Origin of the sequence: Trichocoleus sp. FACHB-6, assembly GCF_014695815.1 — a bacterium.
GTDB lineage: Bacteria > Cyanobacteriota > Cyanobacteriia > Cyanobacteriales > FACHB-T130 > Funiculus > Funiculus sociatus.
Genome location: NZ_JACJOY010000077.1, coordinates 1 through 15,335, shown reverse-complemented (window position 1 = coordinate 15,335; position 15,335 = coordinate 1). Strand labels below are relative to the sequence as shown.

The following is a 15,335-nucleotide window of genomic DNA, read 5'->3' as shown; positions in this document are numbered from 1 at the left end:
TTTTTTGTCAGCTTCCTGCCTGCAACGGCTGCACAAAAGAAGGATTAATCAGTTTTTGAATATCTGGGGCAGTGCTTAGCCCTCCGGTGCGAATATAGAAGTCGGAGTACAATTTGGCGGTATGGTACAACGACTCGGTTGTAGAACCGGGAGTAAATGCTTTTAAGTTGTCTTTTAAGGTGTACAACTTAACACCCTCAGTGGAAACTTCTTCAGGTTTGATAGAGAGCGTTTTCGCAATCAGTGCTTTACTTTCTTCGGGATTTGCCTTCCAGTAATCTTGAGCTTGAAACCAAGCGCGAATAAAAGCTTGAATGTCTTGTGGGCGATCGCGTACTACCGAGGTGCGAAACACGATTACAGTCGAAATTAAACCGGGTGTATCCTTACTGGTGAATAAGACTCGCCCTCCAGATTTAGTTACTTCCGATAGGTATGGTTCCCAAGTATGTCCTGCTTGAATATCACCGCTCTTAAAACGTGCTGGAACCGCTTCTCCTTCTACGTTGACTAGCGTCACATCATCGGTAGTCAAACCATGTTTCTGGAGCATTTGGCTCACAAATAATTCTCCATCGCCTAACCTGACGCCGAGGCGCTTACCCTTCAAGTCAGCGACACTTTTAACATCCGGGCGAACTACAATTGAGTCAGAACCAGACGATTCGTCAGTTGCCATCGCAATCTGCACATCTGGGTTTTTCCCAATAATGCTCATCAAGCTACCTACTGTGATGGCGACGCCATCATATTGTCCAGCAGTGAACTCAGACACCGATTCTAGAAAGTTTTGGATATAGACGGGTTTGACTTTTACCCCTTGAGCCGTGAAGAATTCTTTTTCTTGAGCAATCGCTATCGGAAAAAGCCCAGGCCACAGATTGTAGCCGACTTCCAAGGGCGGCTGTTCTGGGCGGGAAGTTACGATTGTCGTACCATTGCAAGCTGTGACGAGTACCAGGCTTAGTAAGAAAAGGGACGCAAAGCGGAGAAGTCGAGATTTCATGAAATTAAATTTGTGACTGAACTAGAGTCCTACTGCCTTTCGCAGTTAACCTAATAGGATGGCGATTCTTCACTCCTGCGCTTGTCTTGGGGATGGATCGCTGTCCAGAACGCTTGGTAACGCTTCCCTCCCTTGAGCCAAGAGTTGAGTGATGCGCTAAGAAGGCTACCGCCTCCGGTTCCTTTCTTAGAATTCCCAATTTTGTCTAAGATTTAACGGTGGTATTGTATATCTGTGGTTAATGGTATTGGTATCAATGCAGGTCAATCAGTTACACAAGTGAATCCACAATTGCAAAACACCTTTGCCTTGCGATTACGGTCTGGTGTATGAGATAACGCGACTTGGTATAAGTAGATTAACCACAAATCAATATAAAATCCCTCGAACAAGCGCGAGTGCAGCCCTTGAGGTAACCGATTTTTCTTGAGTTGAACAAATAACTCTACTTAACCAGTCCATCCATTTAAAATTCAGGAGGAATGGCCTAATGACCATTTGGGTAAATGAACAAATCGATCCGTCTGGTATGATCCATGCTTGCATTGCCTGTTGTAATGAGGAGCAGGCAAAAGATTGTCATGATTCCTATAAACAGAACTTGACTGAAGTTCAAAAATGTGCAGGTTGGATTGCTAGATTGCGGACAGTTGATTCTTGGGACGAAGTGCCAGTTAACGCCCTAAAGCTAGATTAATAATCGATGAAAGCTCTTGTTGATTAGCTCTTTCGTCAGGGGTGTGCGTCGGATCATCTGGAGTTTGGCAAATTTATTTGCCAATTAATCTGGAAAACTGCAACTTCAGTTGTAGATAAATTTGGCTCTTCTGACTTTGTGGCGATCAACAAAAGTGATTACTGATGTCATGCCGCTCCTGAGAAGTTAGGTATTTTTTGTTACTGTTTTTACCATAACTTCAGTAAAGCCAAACAGTTGTTGCTTACGCGAATTGCAAGTTCAGCGTAGTGTAAAATTTAGCTTTGTAAAACTCACTTTTTGACGCTCTTAAGCGCATCTATTACACACCATGATCCAAAAACATTCTCGATTTGGTGCCACACTCCTTTTACTATCTGGCACACTAGCATTTACCACTGTTGCCTATAACAGTTATGGGGACACCTCTGAAAAAGTTTTAGCAGCTGCTTTAGACTCATCTCTAAATGAACGTCCCGCAAGCACAAACCAATTGGCTCAAAGAAGAGAGCGTTTGGAACAAAGAAGGAACCAACAGATATTTGAAGTTCCAATTATAGGACGGCAGTCGGGAATACCCGTAGTTGAAGTTACTTTTAACAACAGGCGTAGATTCCCAATGATGGTAGATACTGGGGCAAGTGTAACAATAATTACCCCACAGATGGCAAATCAAATAGGGTTTCGCAAGACTGGTACAACACGAGTAAAAGTAGCTAATGGTGAGACTATTGAAGTACCAGTAGGACGTGTATCTTCTATTGACGTAGGCGGTGCTGTAATAGAAGATTTTACAGTTTTAGTAGCCGGAGCGCCACTTTTAGGACAAAACTTTTTCAGCGGTTATAACGTGACGATGCGGCAAAACATGATTGTGTTTAGAGAACGGCGGCGGTAAAAAGGTAAAAGGTAAAAGGTACAAAAGTCCTTCTTTTTACCTTTTACCTTGTATTAGCCCAAAATTGAAAAAAGATTTTGTTTACTATTGCGCTTTTAAGCCAGAAACGCGGGGAAATTGATAAGGATGGATGATTTATAAATCTTTGATGACAGGTTGAGCATCATAGAAGAAAGTATTTAAGAAACTGATTAGAAGCTCCTTACTTTGCGGAGAACCAAAGATTTTCTTGAAAGCATAATCAGTTTTAGGATTAATGAAGGCCATAATTGGTAATTAGTAATTGACCATAAGCTTAATTTTAAGTGTGTTTAGGTGGACGGAACTTGCGGGAACTGATGGGAATAAGAATTTGACTGAGCATTCGTAATTGTTCAGCCGTACCCATGCAAATTAGTAAATCTTTAGGCATTAATTGAGTTTCACCAGTGGGGCCGCCAATAAGAGTGCCATCAGCGCGACGAATCGCGAGAACTAAAGCACCAGATTGCGATCGCAACCTCGCTTCCCTTAAAGATTGCCCGACAACTGGACAACTTTGGGGATCGATCAGAAACTCTTCCATATAAAAAGCCCGATCTGTCCCTGTGAGAATCCCATCCACAAAATCCATCACCTGGGGTCTAAGGGCAGCAGCAGCCATGCGTCTACCGCCAGTAATATAAGGAGAAACAACAGCATCAGCCCCAGCGCGTTGCAACTTTTGTACAGCTTCTTCCGTACTAGCACGCGCGATCGCGCGAATTTGCGGATTCAGCGTTTTTGCCGAAAGTACCGTATAAAGATTTTCCGCATCTGAAGGTAACGCCGCCACTAAACAAATCGCCCGGTCAATTCCTACCCGATGCAGAGTATCATCCAGAGTAGCATCACCCTGTACGGCAATATAACCCAGCCCCTGCGACTCCTCTACTTGCTCTGACTGAGAGTCAATAATCACAAACGGGATGCCCTCGGCAGCAAATTCTACAGCAATGTGCCGCCCGGTGCGACCAAATCCGCAAAGGATGTAATGTTCATTTAAGGAATCCACCAAACGCCTCCGTTGCCTCAGTAGTATTCCTTCTTGAAAGTAGCCTTGGATCAGGGCTTCTGTAAACCGATTGACGATATAACCAATGCTGACCACACCCATCAAAATCAGGGTAATGGTAAACAGCCGACCGCGATCGCCTAAAGGATTAGTTTCCCCATACCCCACAGTTGCCAAGGTGATCACAGTCATATAAGCCGCGTCTGACCACGACCAGCCCTCAACCAGCTTATACCAGAGAGTACCGCCGAGGGCTACACCGCCGAGAGCGATCGTCCCGCCAATTAGCTCTTGGCGGATACGTCGATATTTTTGTTCAAGTGCTGTCCGAGAATCGCGTACAGTGCTTGTACTCACTTAGGTCAAAATAGGGGTAAAAAAAAATGAGCATTCCATCGCAGGATAACTGTTCCCAACTTGTAAAGTGAAACATAAAGTCAACATTCTTAGAGATCAACTATGTACGTACTCATTGGCGGAGCCGGACTTGTTGGGTTGGATTTGGCGGAACGGTTGGTAGAACTGGGACATACCGTCGCCGTAATTGATATCGATCCGAGTGCCTGCCGTTATGCCCGCGAAGAAGTCGGCGCAATGGCTTTTGAAGGCAGTGCTGTCAGTACCGAAGTGCTATTAGAAGCCGGGATTCACAAAGCTGATGCCGTCGCAGCCGTTCTCCGTCATGATGCCTTAAATCTCGCAATGGTCACGCTTGCTAAACACTACGGCGTTTCCCATATTGTGAGCCGAATGCGCCACCGTGATTTTGCCGAACCCCTACGCATTGTCGGAGCTTCTCATATCATCAGTACCGTCGATTTGGGAGTTTCCACAATGGTGAATGCCATTGAGTATCCGCAAGTAGAATCCATGATGCACTTTGAGCAAGGTCAAATAGAAGTTTTAAAACTCTCGATTCCAGAAAAGTGCTATGTTGTCGGTCTTACCGTTGCTGAAATCGCTCAAGAACCCCAATTTCCTACAGGCTCTTTAATTATTGGTTATCAATCCCATCCCCACATGGATTTAGAGATTCCCAACGGCAGTACAGTGTTAGAACCGGGAGCGACGATATTAATGGTGACGAAGCCAGGGTCATTACATCAAGCCATCGATTTTATCAACGGTTGTACCTAATCATCTTCTAGTTTCATCAGTTGTTCATCAATCGTTTTTATCCGCCCTTGCACGATTCCCTCAGAGAGAATTCGCTGCCGAATTGCCTCATTCAACGCTCCTTTTTCTGCCAATAGCAATCGTCGTCTAATCGCGTCAAGTTTTGAGCGATCGCCTTCAACTAATTGTCCCGGACGACGATTATAAAGATTCCGCAGCGCTTTTTCTGCCCCTGCCACTCGCACCTGATATGCGGCTCGGATTTCTTCGTAAACACTTTTTGGCAAAACCCCTTTTTTCAATAGACTATCCAGTTCATCTTGAGCCGCCTTAGAAGCAATCAACTGAGCTTGCAATTCCTCAACCTGCTGGCGGGAATCTGAGAAATGGGATAGCTGCAAACGTCGTACAAACCAAGGTAAACTTACCCCCTGCCCAACCAGAGATATCAGCACTGCACCAAACACTAAGGCTATCAACTGCTCTCGCCCCGGTAGCGTTGTAGGTAAACTGAGGGCAAGAGCCATTGAAAGAGAGCCTTTGATGTTACCTAAAAACAGGACGTGCTGCCAACGCAATGGAATCGGACGGTCAAACAAACGTACCCCAGCCAACAGAGGATAGACAGTGAGAACTCGCGCAATTTGGTAAGCCAAAACTGCGAGCAAAACTGCTGGCAAAGTCCTCCAGAAGGTCACTGGGTTTATTTCTACACCAATCAGCAGAAAAATAAAAGTATTGACCGCAAAACTGGCATAGTCCCAGAAACTCAACAACGCAATTCGTTCGGAAGCAGACGTGCTGCGAGAAAGCCCAATGTTCCCGAAAATTAATCCAGCCACAACCACAGCCACAGCACCAGATACCCCCAAAGATTGCCCAATCTGAAAGGTTCCTAATGCAACTGCAACTGTCAGTAAGAGACTGCTAAGCGGATCGTGTAAACGAATAAATACAGGTATGCTTAAGTAGCCCAAGACTAAGCCGACGATACTGCCTCCCACGGCAACAAATAACAGTTGTTGGATTCCTTCTAATATCGTGAGCGAACCTGTCGAATACACTGTCAGAATCAGGTTAAATGAAACTAGGGCGGCAGCATCATTGAATAGGGTTTCTCCTTCAACGATCGTGGAAAGCCGGGAGGGTACAGGTATCTCCTTAAAAACGGCAATCATTGAAACCGTATCAGTGTTTGCGAGAATGACTCCAATCAGTAGCGCCGGGATCCAAGCTAGCCCCAGTCCAAATTTCAACAGAACGGCAATAATCCCAGAGGAAAGTATAGCCCCTGGGCCAGCTAAGAGGGCAATTGGTTTAAACGTGCTTCGGAGACGGCTAACATCTGTATTGATGCCAGCTTCAAAGATGAGGATTGGCAGGAAAAGATTCAAAACCAGAGAAGGATCTAGTCCAATGCGACGAGAAAATAGCTCGGTAATCGGCAAACCTGCCAACACTAAACCCGTGACGTAGGGAACACGAAGCCGTTGCGTCACCAGGGCAACACCTGTGGCAATTAGCAGGAGAATAATCAGAATCGGGACTAACTCTGCAATGTTTGCTTGAGGCTGTTGGTTTGTTTCGTTAAGATTAGCGAGAATAAACCGCTGCGGAAAGCACCAGACGGCGGGTTCCGCTAAGGATAATAGAGGCATCATCTAATTTAGCTGATTGGTACAAACAAAAGTGACCAGCGATCGCAGCTTGTACTTCCCCAAAATCACCCTTGTCGGGGAGCAAATTGGATAAAGTGCAATGCTCACGGTCAATCGTAGACTCAACCCGGAGTCGCGTGGACGATGTTAACCGTCTCAGCTAACCTTTCGCAAGTAAGCCTTTTTCTGTTTTCTCAGCGTTTATAGTTCTCTTTAAACACAACTTTTTGAAAATTCCCTTTAAGATTGCCAAATAAGGATAAAAAATTTTAGGAGTAAGCAGTGAGTCTAGAAACTCTGGTTGAAAATCCCTCAATTCCGGCAGAGTCAGGTGTGTCTGTTCCGTATGACCCAGAAGGCTTTGACACCTCCGTGATGAGTACCTACGGGCGCTATCCTCTAGCTTTAGAACGGGGTGCGGGTTGCCGTCTTTGGGATACCGAGGGACGCGAGTACCTGGACTTTGTTGCCGGGATTGCCACTTGTACCCTCGGACACGCTCACCCAGCCTTGGTGGAAACAGTAACTCGGCAAATTCAGACTCTGCACCATGTCTCTAACTTGTATTACATCCCGGTGCAAGGGGAATTGGCAAAATGGTTGATCGAGCATTCCTGCGCGGATCGGGTGTTTTTCTGCAATTCCGGTGCTGAGGCAAACGAGGGGGCGATTAAACTGGCTCGGAAATACGCCCACACGGTCAAAGGGATACAAAAGCCGATTATTTTGACTGCTCACGCCAGCTTCCACGGGCGCACGTTGGCGACGATTACCGCCACAGGTCAACCGAAGTATCAGAAAAATTTTGCCCCGTTGATGCCGGGATTTTTCTACGTGCCATACAACGATATTGGGGCGATCAAGAATGCGATCGCTACCCTCGATGAAGGCGATCAAAACGTCACCGCAATTATGCTGGAAGCCTTGCAGGGAGAAGGTGGCGTGCGTCCCGGTGATGTCAAATACTTCCAAGAATTGCGGAAAATCTGCGATGACAACGACATCTTGCTGATTTTAGATGAAGTGCAAGTTGGGATGGGTCGCAGTGGCAAATTCTGGGGATATGAAAATCTGGGAATCGAGCCGGATATCTTCACTTCTGCTAAGGGATTAGGCGGTGGCATCCCGATTGGTGCGACAATGTGCAAGAAGTTCTGTGATGTCTTCCAGCCAGGAGATCATGCCAGCACCTTTGGCGGAAACCCTTTTGCTTGTGCTGTGGCTTTAACTGTTTGTCAAACCTTAGAGAAAGAAAATCTGCTGGCTAATGTGCAGGAACGCGGCGAACAGTTAAGAGCAGGGTTGAAAGCGATCGCATCTAAATATCCCGACCAAATTAGCGAAGTGCGCGGTTGGGGTTTAATTAATGGTATGGAATTAAATGCCGAAACTCAGCTAACGAGTGCTGATGTCGTCAATGCAGCGATCGCTAACGGTGTGTTACTCGTCCCCGCAGGCCCCAAAGTAATCCGCTTTGTGCCGCCGCTAATTGTATCAGCTCAAGAAATAGACCAAGCCTTGCAAGCAGTTGAAAAAGCAATGGCAATTATAACTAACGGCTAAAGGCTAATAGCTAATGGCTAATTGTTTATTAGCCATTAGCTATCTTTTTCACGCCGCTTCCAGAGGAGCCATAGTTAACCCAGCGCGAGAAAGTTGCTCGTGGTAAAGTTCTGCTTGCTCTTGGGGGCCAACCCAAACGAGTGCTTGACCTTCAAAGTGGACTTCGTAGGTGTGTTCCCAAGCGCGATCGCTCGTCATCTGGGGAATATACTTCACCAAGCACTCGTGAACGTGTTCAAACGTATTGAAATCATCGTCCAAAACGATGACTTTGTAATTGGGATATTGTTTGCGGACAACTTGACTAGACCGTTCAGGAGCTTGAATTGGTGCAGAGGCGATCGCGTCAACCGCTGAAAGTCTGCTAGTCATAAGGCAGTTTCCGAAAATACTTTAACAAAATTAACTTACAGCTATTTATCTCATTTTAACGATTTATTACACAAATCCCGCAAACCAAAGCCTAACCTCCCCCAACTTCTAAGCTGGCGACGCTTCGGGTAATACGTCCCGCACCACCCTTGTCTGACATTTTAAATTTTTAATCCCTTAAAAGCGCCCTACTAAATCCTGTTGAAGTACCTGTACAGAGCCAATCGCTATCTGAATCAGAGGCCACCCCACCAAACAGATCGACGCCGCCCAAACCGTAGTAATATCTAAACCTTGGCGTACTGCAACAATAACAGCCAGCAAACTCCAGACAGATAGCCCCAACTCAATACCCCGCCCCAGCAAAGGAATCAACGTTAAGAAGTTCAGCACTTGGGGAGCATAGGCAAAGCCAATCGGAATCAACAAATCCCCAAACGCTACGTGATTCGGCTTTAGCCAATCCCCGATCTTGGAGATAGTTAGAGTCCAAAAATAATAGCCTGCCATGACGCTGATGCCATCTATCAAAAGTGCAACAACTAGCACAGGAAGCGATGCCCGATTAATTAATAAAATGACTGCACTGCCCAAAGCGTGAGACACTGCGGCGAAAATCACCATCGTGCGGGCTATGCGATTCGTTGTTGGATTATTGGGAGCATTTTCATAAAAATTTGCATCCAAAGAGAGAGCCTTCCAAAGCGTCTTTCCAAAACTGCCTTTTGATTTCTGGTCACTCACGTTGAATCCCTGCGATCGCAATTGCTGACAACTTGATAGCATACAGTTTCAGACAGCAGATTACAAAAAAAAGTTCAACCTTTGCGGCATGATAATGAAATCAGGTAACTAGACATTCTTGAATGCTGCAACTAATTGGGCGGATACTTCTATGGCTTCGGGGTGGAACCTTAAGGTTATTGATCCTAGCGGGATTCATCCTCCTAATTTGGGGAATCATATCGCCTGTGGGAACACTGATGTGGTGGCTAGGGCAAGGGGCTGAAACTGTAGGATTGAAGAAAAACCAGCCCTATACCCTGCCACCTAACAATGCGGTAACTTCTGTTGTTAAATCTTCCCAAATAAATTGTTACATTGTTTATCTTTCAGGAGTGGGAGATTTTTCTGCTAATGAATTAACTCCCGGAGAAGAAGAGTTTCTAGACCGGATAGTTAAAATTAATCCCAACTGCGTAGCCGTAGGGGATGTTTTCCCCTACTCAGCAGCTAATAAAAGTTTAGGAGGTCAGCGAGTGCTAGCGCCCCTATGGAACTTTGCTAATAAGGCAGATGGTTTGTTTGGAATAGCAAACGTGCTGATCAAAATTCGCAATATCTGGCGATTCGCAATCTCAGCCGATCCTCGTTATGGCGAGGTTTATAATCAGGGGATTGCCGATGCCATCATCGAACGGATGAATGCGAAGTATCCTATCGCACAGGTTCAGAATAAACCTTTTAAAATTATTCTCGCTGGTACGAGTGGCGGTGTAGAAGTTTCCTTGGGTGCCGCTAGCTATCTTAACAAGTGGCTAGATGCAAAAATTATTATAGTTTCGATTGGTGGCGTGTTTAATGGCAGAACTGGCTTTAGTGCCAGCGAACATTTCTACCATCTGCGAGGCCGTCGAGATTGGGTTGAAGATATAGGCGGCATTATTTTCCCGTCGCGCTGGCTGTGGAACGTTGGCAGCGAATATAATCAAGCTCGTCTGCGAGGCAAGTATACAGCTAGTATCAGCGGCCCCCACACCCACGATGGCCCAGAAGGCTATTTTGGTCAAGAAATTGCCCAGGAAAATGACATCACCTATGTGGAGTTAACCCTAGAAGAAATTAATCAATTGCCAATTTGGTCTGAAAAGTAGCTAATGGCTAATCGCTAATGGCTAATGGTAATTCTTCAATTAGCCACTAGCAATCATTAATGAGCCTTTGTTTGGTTTCGGTTGCCTCAACCTAACCTAGAATTAGGCTACAAAAGTGGGTTTATAACTTTAGAGGGGTAGAAATTTCCTTTAATAACTCTTCTAATTATGAAAGATAGACTCCTCAATTTATATAAGACCATTTAAATGTCCGAGCCATTACTGGTCGTTGATGTGCAACCCGGTTTCATCAACGAATTCACGCATCACATCCCACAACGCATCGCCCGCGCGATCGCGCGATCGCACTATACACCGCTTTTGTTTACTCGGTTTATCAACTCGGAAAATGGGCCATATAGTCGCTTCCTCGACTGGGACGGCTGCAACCACGAACCAGACACAAACATTGTCCCGGAACTCGAAACTTTTGCAGAAGAAGACCTCATTTTTTCCAAGTCGGGACTATGCGGGCTGCCGGATTCTTTGGCAGACTATCTCTCAAAGCAGGATATTAAGCGCATCTTCATCGTCGGTATCGATACCGATATGTGCGTGTTAAAAATTGCAATGGATCTTTTTGACATCAGCGTAGAACCAATTATACTAACCGATTGCTGCGCTAGTACGGCAGGCTTGCAAGCTCACTTGGCAGGGTTAGCGGTACTCAGCCGCAATATCGGTGCTATGCGGCTGCGGGAAGCTGGTGTCAGCGATGGGTGGTTGGCTGCGCCTGTAGAAACGGCAAAATAATTGCTAATTGCTAATTGCTAATATAGCAATCCTAATTGGTTTGTAAAAAAACGAACCGCCGAGGCACTCTAAAAAGAAAAAGAAAGAATTTTATGCCTCAGATAGGATTGCTATTTTAATAAAAAACAATTAGCCATTAGCCATTAGCCATTAACCATTAGCCATTAGCAAATATTACTTCCACTCTTCCCAATTCTGGTTAAAAATTGAGGTATCTGGAAAAGTAATTGGGTTGCTATTTTTCTGCAAACGACGTTTGAGCGCTTCTAATTGCGGTTCCGGACGAGGCAGTTCATCTACTAGCTGATAAGGCATTATTCCGTTTTCCAAGGCAAAAGCGGCTGTTGTTCCCGCAGCTGCACCAGCTGACCATTCAAAGGAATGCACCCGATAGGCGGCGGCGGCGATGTGGCTGGTAGCAATACTTTTCCCAGCGACTAACATATTGTCGATTTTTTGGGGAATTAATGCTCTGAGTGGAATTTGGAACGGATACGCTTGTCCTGCACCCCGCCGTTCGCCCTCACGTTCTTTGTTGCCTGGAGTTTCTGCGGGACTCATAGTCATGCAAGGATGGAAGTCAATCGCATAGTGACCAATACCGATAGAATCCGGGTAAATCGTGGAACGACTGCGCCGCATGATTTGATCTAGAGGCTTGGTGCCTGCGATCGCACTTGCTGCTTCAAAACCTGCAATTGCTGCCCGTAAACTACGATAGGTTTGTGGTGAGAGAGTGTTGCGGTAATATTCCTCGTTGTAGTCGCGGCGAGAAATATCAATTTCCCACAAGGTAAAGCCTTGGGGATGTCCCCAACCAGGCCGTCCAATAATCCGCCGTCCTTCCCGCATATATGGGTACTTAGACAAGCCATGTGCTGTTCCCATCGGGGAATCTAGCCCACTCAAATAGCGATTATTGGGTTGCGGCTGCTTGACGTTTGCCCCTAGTTGAGAATCAGTAGTTCCGGCTACCAACCAATGGAAATATCCCAAGGCATTTTCTTCGCCTTTACGGAGGGTTTCTGTCCGCAGTCCTCCCATCCACCCTCCGGGCTGTAGCTGTCCGCTAGCTTGCAATTGATCGCGGCTGTAAATTAGGTTATCTTCGGCAGTTCCAGGGCGGTAGTCGTTACCCCAAGTCCAGTTCTGCATCGAGATGTCGCCAGGTGTTGGTGCGCTATAAGTAATGCCCCCGAATTTGGTTTGTTGTCCCTCTTTCGGACTCCAAATGCGGCGATAAGTAAAGACAAGCCCAAAGTCCGCCAATCGCTGTAATTCATAGCTGTAGTAAGGCGCATATTGTTGGTAAAACGGCGGCGGAGTGTGGGCTTGCGGTTCTTTAGTTGCCTCCATAGCAAAGGTGTAGGTAAAGCCTTGGGTGCAGTAGCGATCGCCTGTTTCGCTGGAGGACGATGGTTCTAGGTAAGATCGGGGGTCGATACCTAGCCGATAGGGAACGTCCGCCAAGCCTATCAGTTCCCCGGTTTCCGTTGCATCAACTACATACCAATCAGGGGCTGTTCCCCCGGTTTGCTTTTTCCGCTGCTGGGGTACGAAGCGGACAATACTTTTTTCAAACTGAGAGGAGTTCTCGTAGCGATAGGAATCTTCGATGGTTTGAGACAGGGGTGAAGTGTTTAGCGGTGGTGCGCCTTTAACGGGACGATGCTGGATAGCGATCGCGCCTTGAATCAGTTTCCCACTTTGATTGATGTCTAGTTCCTTAACCACCGTCGAGGGAAACCATTTTAGCGTGCCTTTACCCCGTCTGGCGGCATCTTTTAACTGATTGAAGAGTATGTTATGAGCATCTTTGGGCAAAAAGCAGGATTCGCTTACCCAACAGTCGCCTGGGTTGAGTTCTCCATATTTACTCTTGATCCGCTGCCGCAAATCCAAGTAACCGCGAGAATAAAGTAGTTGCTGGCGCTGGGTGGGGCGTTCATCCAGTGCCGAAGTTCCTTGGGCGGAAATCTGTCCGCCTACCCAGTCGGTAATCTCAGTTAAGCAAACTGTCCGCCCGGATAGCAAGGCTTCATATGCTGTTGCGGCACCGGAAAGTCCGCCTCCCGCAACCAAAATTTCACATTCTACAGTTTGATCTGGGCTTCTGGGTGGCGCGGCCAAGGCGACTGGAACGACTGATTCTAGGAAAGTTAAGCCTATAGTGAGGCTAAGGAGCGATCGCTTAATCATTTGGGCTATATTGCAGCTTCTACGTAAATTTAACTAGCTCTGTGACGCTACCACTCCCAAATTGTTCAATGCAAGCTTTTGCTACACAAGAGCCTCTTTGTGACTTGGATATTGCCCAAGCACTGCTTTTAAAGTTTTTTTAATTTTGCTTTTTGATAAACCTTCATCTATCTATAGTTAGGTGTCTAATAGTTTCTTTAGAATTAAGTTTTAGCTTTAATTGGTAAATACACATACCTAAAGAAAGAGGGAATTTATCCAAAGTAAAGCATCATTAACAATAGATGGTTGACTGCTCAGATATTCCTCCTAGTCTGGGTAAAAATCACAAAAATCGCGCTTTAAAACCGTCCTAAAATTATTAATCTGGTGACAGATTAATAAATGTATTAGGACACATATAAACTCAGAAAGGTAAGGAACTTTGACAATGATTAGACGGGCAACAGCAACTGCCGCTCTGGTGGCAGCTGGACTATTTGCGTCTTTGGGTTACTCAGCCGTAGCTCAAACAAGCCGACCCACATCGCCAGCACCTGGAATGTCGCCAGCACCTGGGATGTCGCCAGCACCTGGAATGTCACCAGCACCTGGAATGTCACCAAACCGGCCGATGTCGCCAGCACCTGGAATGTCGCCAAGAAACAACCAACTTAGCGCCTTAGACAGGCAGTTTGTTATGGATGCTGCTCACGGGGGAATAGCAGAAGTACAACTTGGGCAACTAGCGTTGCGAAAGTCAACAAACGCTGAGGTAAAGCAGTTTGCTCAACAGATGATTAACGAGCATACGCAAGCAAATAAAGAACTCATGAGCTTAGCCGCCCAGAAGGGTGTCACTCCTCCAACCACTCCCGGGCCAAAGTATGAAGCAGCAATGATGCAGCTTCAGCAGTTGTCTGGAGAGAATTTCGATAAAGCCTATATGATGGAGGGCGGGCTTAACGGTCACATGGAAAGTCAGGCTGTGTACCAGCGTCAAGTGCTGCTGGGACAAGATCCGGATCTGAGAGCTTTTGCTGCTAGGATTTTGCCAAGGGTGCAGGGCCATTTGCAAATGGCGGCGACGATGACACGCAACACATTTGCTGAAAGAAACGATGCTACCCCTGCAAGACCGGGTATGCAGATGAACCGTGGAACCCAGACGACTCCTGGGACGCAGATGACTCCTGGGACGCAGATGAACCGTGGAACCCAGACGACTCCTGGGACGCAGATGAACCGTGGAACCCAGACGACTCCTGGGACGCAGATGAACCGTGGAACCCAGACGACTCCTGGGACACAGATGAACCAGTAGCATCGGGCAATAACTAAAGAGCGATCGCATTTTCCTCTTGAGAGTGCGATCGCTCTCTGCTAGATTTTGAGGAAGGAGCGATCGCGAAGCGTATGTATGCAAGCGCTACTTGCTGATCGCTTTTGTAGATTTTGCCGCAAGACACAATCGGGTTTGAGATGGCACAGCAAATCGCCTAGAATTTGGCTATATGAATTTTTATAGCTCTATTCAGTTATTACAATTAGGCTAACTCGATGACTTCACTTCCTCTCAATCGTGCTACGACTCTTAAAGCTGCGTTTCGCGCCTGTGATGTTGGTTCGCTGGTTGGTGCAGATATTGAGCGATACTATGTTGACTTGTCACAAGTTCGCAATACAGAGGCAATTCAAAGTGTTAATACTCGATTAGACTTTCTTGAAGCCGCAGAATTTTGTACCATTTTGTTTACTGGACATCGGGGTTGTGGTAAAAGTACCGAGCTAAGACGGATTCAGGATCGATGGCAATCTGAATACAAAGTTATTTATATAGAAGCGGATGCAGAACTGGATATCCTTGATGCTGAGTATACGGATTTATATTTAGTAATTATCAAAAAAGTTGCTGATGAACTATACAAATTAGGTTTGAAGTTTAATGCTCAGCTCTTAAACAACTTTGAATCTTGGTTCAAAGAAATTACTCAAGAGAACGAAGAAACTGTTGAAAAGTCTGTGAGTTTGGATACCAGTGCAGAAGCAGGCGGACAAATTCCTTTTATTTCTAAGAGGATGTTTGAAAAGTGGTGAGGGGTTAAATATTATGCCAACCGCCTGACCATGATACGGATCATTGCCAGATAAATAAAAGTCTCCGATGTTTCTGGCAATAACTCATAA

General features: G+C 46.0%; 14 protein-coding genes and 2 pseudogenes. 8 read left to right on the top strand and 8 right to left on the bottom strand.

From position 1 onward, the window contains the following. Positions 1-7: 7 nt before the first annotated feature. Positions 8-1,006, bottom strand: coding sequence for an ABC transporter substrate-binding protein (locus H6F66_RS14670; protein WP_190422505.1), 999 nt, complete (start codon positions 1,004-1,006; stop codon positions 8-10). Positions 1,007-1,496: 490 nt separating this feature from the next. Here H6F66_RS14670 and H6F66_RS14665 point away from each other — a divergent pair, with 490 nt between their 5' ends. After that, the gene (locus tag H6F66_RS14665; protein ID WP_190422503.1) at positions 1,497-1,703 is read left to right on the top strand and encodes a glycogen debranching protein; all 207 of its coding nucleotides are present in this window, start codon (positions 1,497-1,499) and stop codon (positions 1,701-1,703) included. Between the two features lie 331 nt (positions 1,704-2,034). After that, on the top strand, positions 2,035-2,601 hold the full coding sequence (locus H6F66_RS14660; RefSeq protein WP_190422501.1) for a retropepsin-like aspartic protease: 567 nt from the start codon (positions 2,035-2,037) through the stop codon (positions 2,599-2,601). Between the two features lie 138 nt (positions 2,602-2,739). Here H6F66_RS14660 and H6F66_RS29340 read toward each other — a convergent pair. Both H6F66_RS29340 and H6F66_RS14650 read right to left on the bottom strand, forming a co-directional pair. Beyond that, a pseudogene (locus H6F66_RS29340) lies at positions 2,740-2,868 on the bottom strand (PD-(D/E)XK nuclease family transposase); the annotation flags it as partial. A gap of 34 nt (positions 2,869-2,902) precedes the next feature. Then, complete coding sequence (locus tag H6F66_RS14650) at positions 2,903-3,991, bottom strand: NAD-binding protein (protein ID WP_190422499.1); 1,089 nt, start codon at positions 3,989-3,991, stop codon at positions 2,903-2,905. Between the two features lie 102 nt (positions 3,992-4,093). On the opposite strand from H6F66_RS14650, the gene H6F66_RS14645 reads away from it, so the two are divergent. Then, positions 4,094-4,771: a TrkA family potassium uptake protein gene (locus tag H6F66_RS14645; protein ID WP_190422497.1), complete on the top strand. Its 678-nt coding sequence runs from the start codon at positions 4,094-4,096 to the stop codon at positions 4,769-4,771. Here H6F66_RS14645 and H6F66_RS14640 read toward each other — a convergent pair. Next, positions 4,768-6,411 (bottom strand): sodium:proton antiporter, encoded by a 1,644-nt coding sequence (locus H6F66_RS14640; RefSeq protein WP_242019344.1) that lies wholly within the window; start codon positions 6,409-6,411, stop codon positions 4,768-4,770. The genes H6F66_RS14645 and H6F66_RS14640 overlap by 4 nt on opposite strands. Before the next feature lie 279 nt (positions 6,412-6,690). Between H6F66_RS14640 and H6F66_RS14635 the strand changes: the two genes are divergently transcribed. After that, entirely contained in the window at positions 6,691-7,971 is a 1,281-nt protein-coding gene (locus H6F66_RS14635; RefSeq protein ID WP_190422495.1) for an acetylornithine/succinylornithine family transaminase, read from the top strand. Positions 7,972-8,019: 48 nt separating this feature from the next. On the opposite strand, the gene clpS is transcribed toward H6F66_RS14635, so the two are convergent. Beyond that, positions 8,020-8,343, bottom strand: a complete 324-nt coding sequence (gene clpS, locus H6F66_RS14630; protein ID WP_190422493.1) for an ATP-dependent Clp protease adapter ClpS — start codon at positions 8,341-8,343, stop codon at positions 8,020-8,022. Between the two features lie 177 nt (positions 8,344-8,520). Beyond that, positions 8,521-9,129 (bottom strand): hypothetical protein, encoded by a 609-nt coding sequence (locus tag H6F66_RS14625; RefSeq protein WP_199295496.1) that lies wholly within the window; start codon positions 9,127-9,129, stop codon positions 8,521-8,523. Between the two features lie 80 nt (positions 9,130-9,209). On the opposite strand from H6F66_RS14625, the gene H6F66_RS14620 reads away from it, so the two are divergent. Together H6F66_RS14620 and H6F66_RS14615 are read left to right on the top strand one after the other, a co-directional pair. Continuing rightward, positions 9,210-10,217, top strand: coding sequence for a hypothetical protein (locus tag H6F66_RS14620; RefSeq protein WP_190422491.1), 1,008 nt, complete (start codon positions 9,210-9,212; stop codon positions 10,215-10,217). Between the two features lie 207 nt (positions 10,218-10,424). Continuing rightward, positions 10,425-10,970: an isochorismatase family cysteine hydrolase gene (locus H6F66_RS14615; RefSeq protein ID WP_190422489.1), complete on the top strand. Its 546-nt coding sequence runs from the start codon at positions 10,425-10,427 to the stop codon at positions 10,968-10,970. Between the two features lie 174 nt (positions 10,971-11,144). Here the strand turns inward: H6F66_RS14615 and H6F66_RS14610 are convergent, their stop codons facing one another. Next, positions 11,145-13,169 carry an FAD-dependent oxidoreductase gene (locus tag H6F66_RS14610; RefSeq protein WP_190422487.1) on the bottom strand — a complete coding sequence of 675 codons (2,025 nt, stop codon included), beginning with the start codon at positions 13,167-13,169 and terminating at the stop codon, positions 11,145-11,147. A 430-nt stretch (positions 13,170-13,599) separates the two neighbouring features. Between H6F66_RS14610 and H6F66_RS14605 the strand changes: the two genes are divergently transcribed. After that, positions 13,600-14,472 (top strand): DUF4142 domain-containing protein, encoded by an 873-nt coding sequence (locus H6F66_RS14605; RefSeq protein ID WP_199295497.1) that lies wholly within the window; start codon positions 13,600-13,602, stop codon positions 14,470-14,472. Between the two features lie 13 nt (positions 14,473-14,485). Here the strand turns inward: H6F66_RS14605 and H6F66_RS28925 are convergent, their stop codons facing one another. Continuing rightward, positions 14,486-14,617: a hypothetical protein gene (locus tag H6F66_RS28925; RefSeq protein WP_277873968.1), complete on the bottom strand. Its 132-nt coding sequence runs from the start codon at positions 14,615-14,617 to the stop codon at positions 14,486-14,488. 91 nt (positions 14,618-14,708) lie between these two features. Between H6F66_RS28925 and H6F66_RS14600 the strand changes: the two are divergent. Next, positions 14,709-15,179: pseudogene (locus H6F66_RS14600) on the top strand (ATP-binding protein); the annotation flags it as partial. Between the last annotated feature and the right edge of the window lie 156 nt (positions 15,180-15,335).

Coding starts and splice junctions, on each gene's coding strand:
- H6F66_RS14615 (WP_190422489.1), top strand. CDS start 10,425: ATGTCCGAGCCATTACTGGTCGTTGATGTGCAACCCGGTTTCATCAAC.
- H6F66_RS14610 (WP_190422487.1), bottom strand. CDS start 13,169: ATGATTAAGCGATCGCTCCTTAGCCTCACTATAGGCTTAACTTTCCTA.
- H6F66_RS14670 (WP_190422505.1), bottom strand. CDS start 1,006: ATGAAATCTCGACTTCTCCGCTTTGCGTCCCTTTTCTTACTAAGCCTG.
- clpS (WP_190422493.1), bottom strand. CDS start 8,343: ATGACTAGCAGACTTTCAGCGGTTGACGCGATCGCCTCTGCACCAATT.
- H6F66_RS14605 (WP_199295497.1), top strand. CDS start 13,600: ATGATTAGACGGGCAACAGCAACTGCCGCTCTGGTGGCAGCTGGACTA.
- H6F66_RS14660 (WP_190422501.1), top strand. CDS start 2,035: ATGATCCAAAAACATTCTCGATTTGGTGCCACACTCCTTTTACTATCT.
- H6F66_RS14620 (WP_190422491.1), top strand. CDS start 9,210: ATGCTGCAACTAATTGGGCGGATACTTCTATGGCTTCGGGGTGGAACC.
- H6F66_RS14625 (WP_199295496.1), bottom strand. CDS start 9,129: ATGCTATCAAGTTGTCAGCAATTGCGATCGCAGGGATTCAACGTGAGT.
- H6F66_RS14640 (WP_242019344.1), bottom strand. CDS start 6,411: ATGATGCCTCTATTATCCTTAGCGGAACCCGCCGTCTGGTGCTTTCCG.
- H6F66_RS14645 (WP_190422497.1), top strand. CDS start 4,094: ATGTACGTACTCATTGGCGGAGCCGGACTTGTTGGGTTGGATTTGGCG.
- H6F66_RS14665 (WP_190422503.1), top strand. CDS start 1,497: ATGACCATTTGGGTAAATGAACAAATCGATCCGTCTGGTATGATCCAT.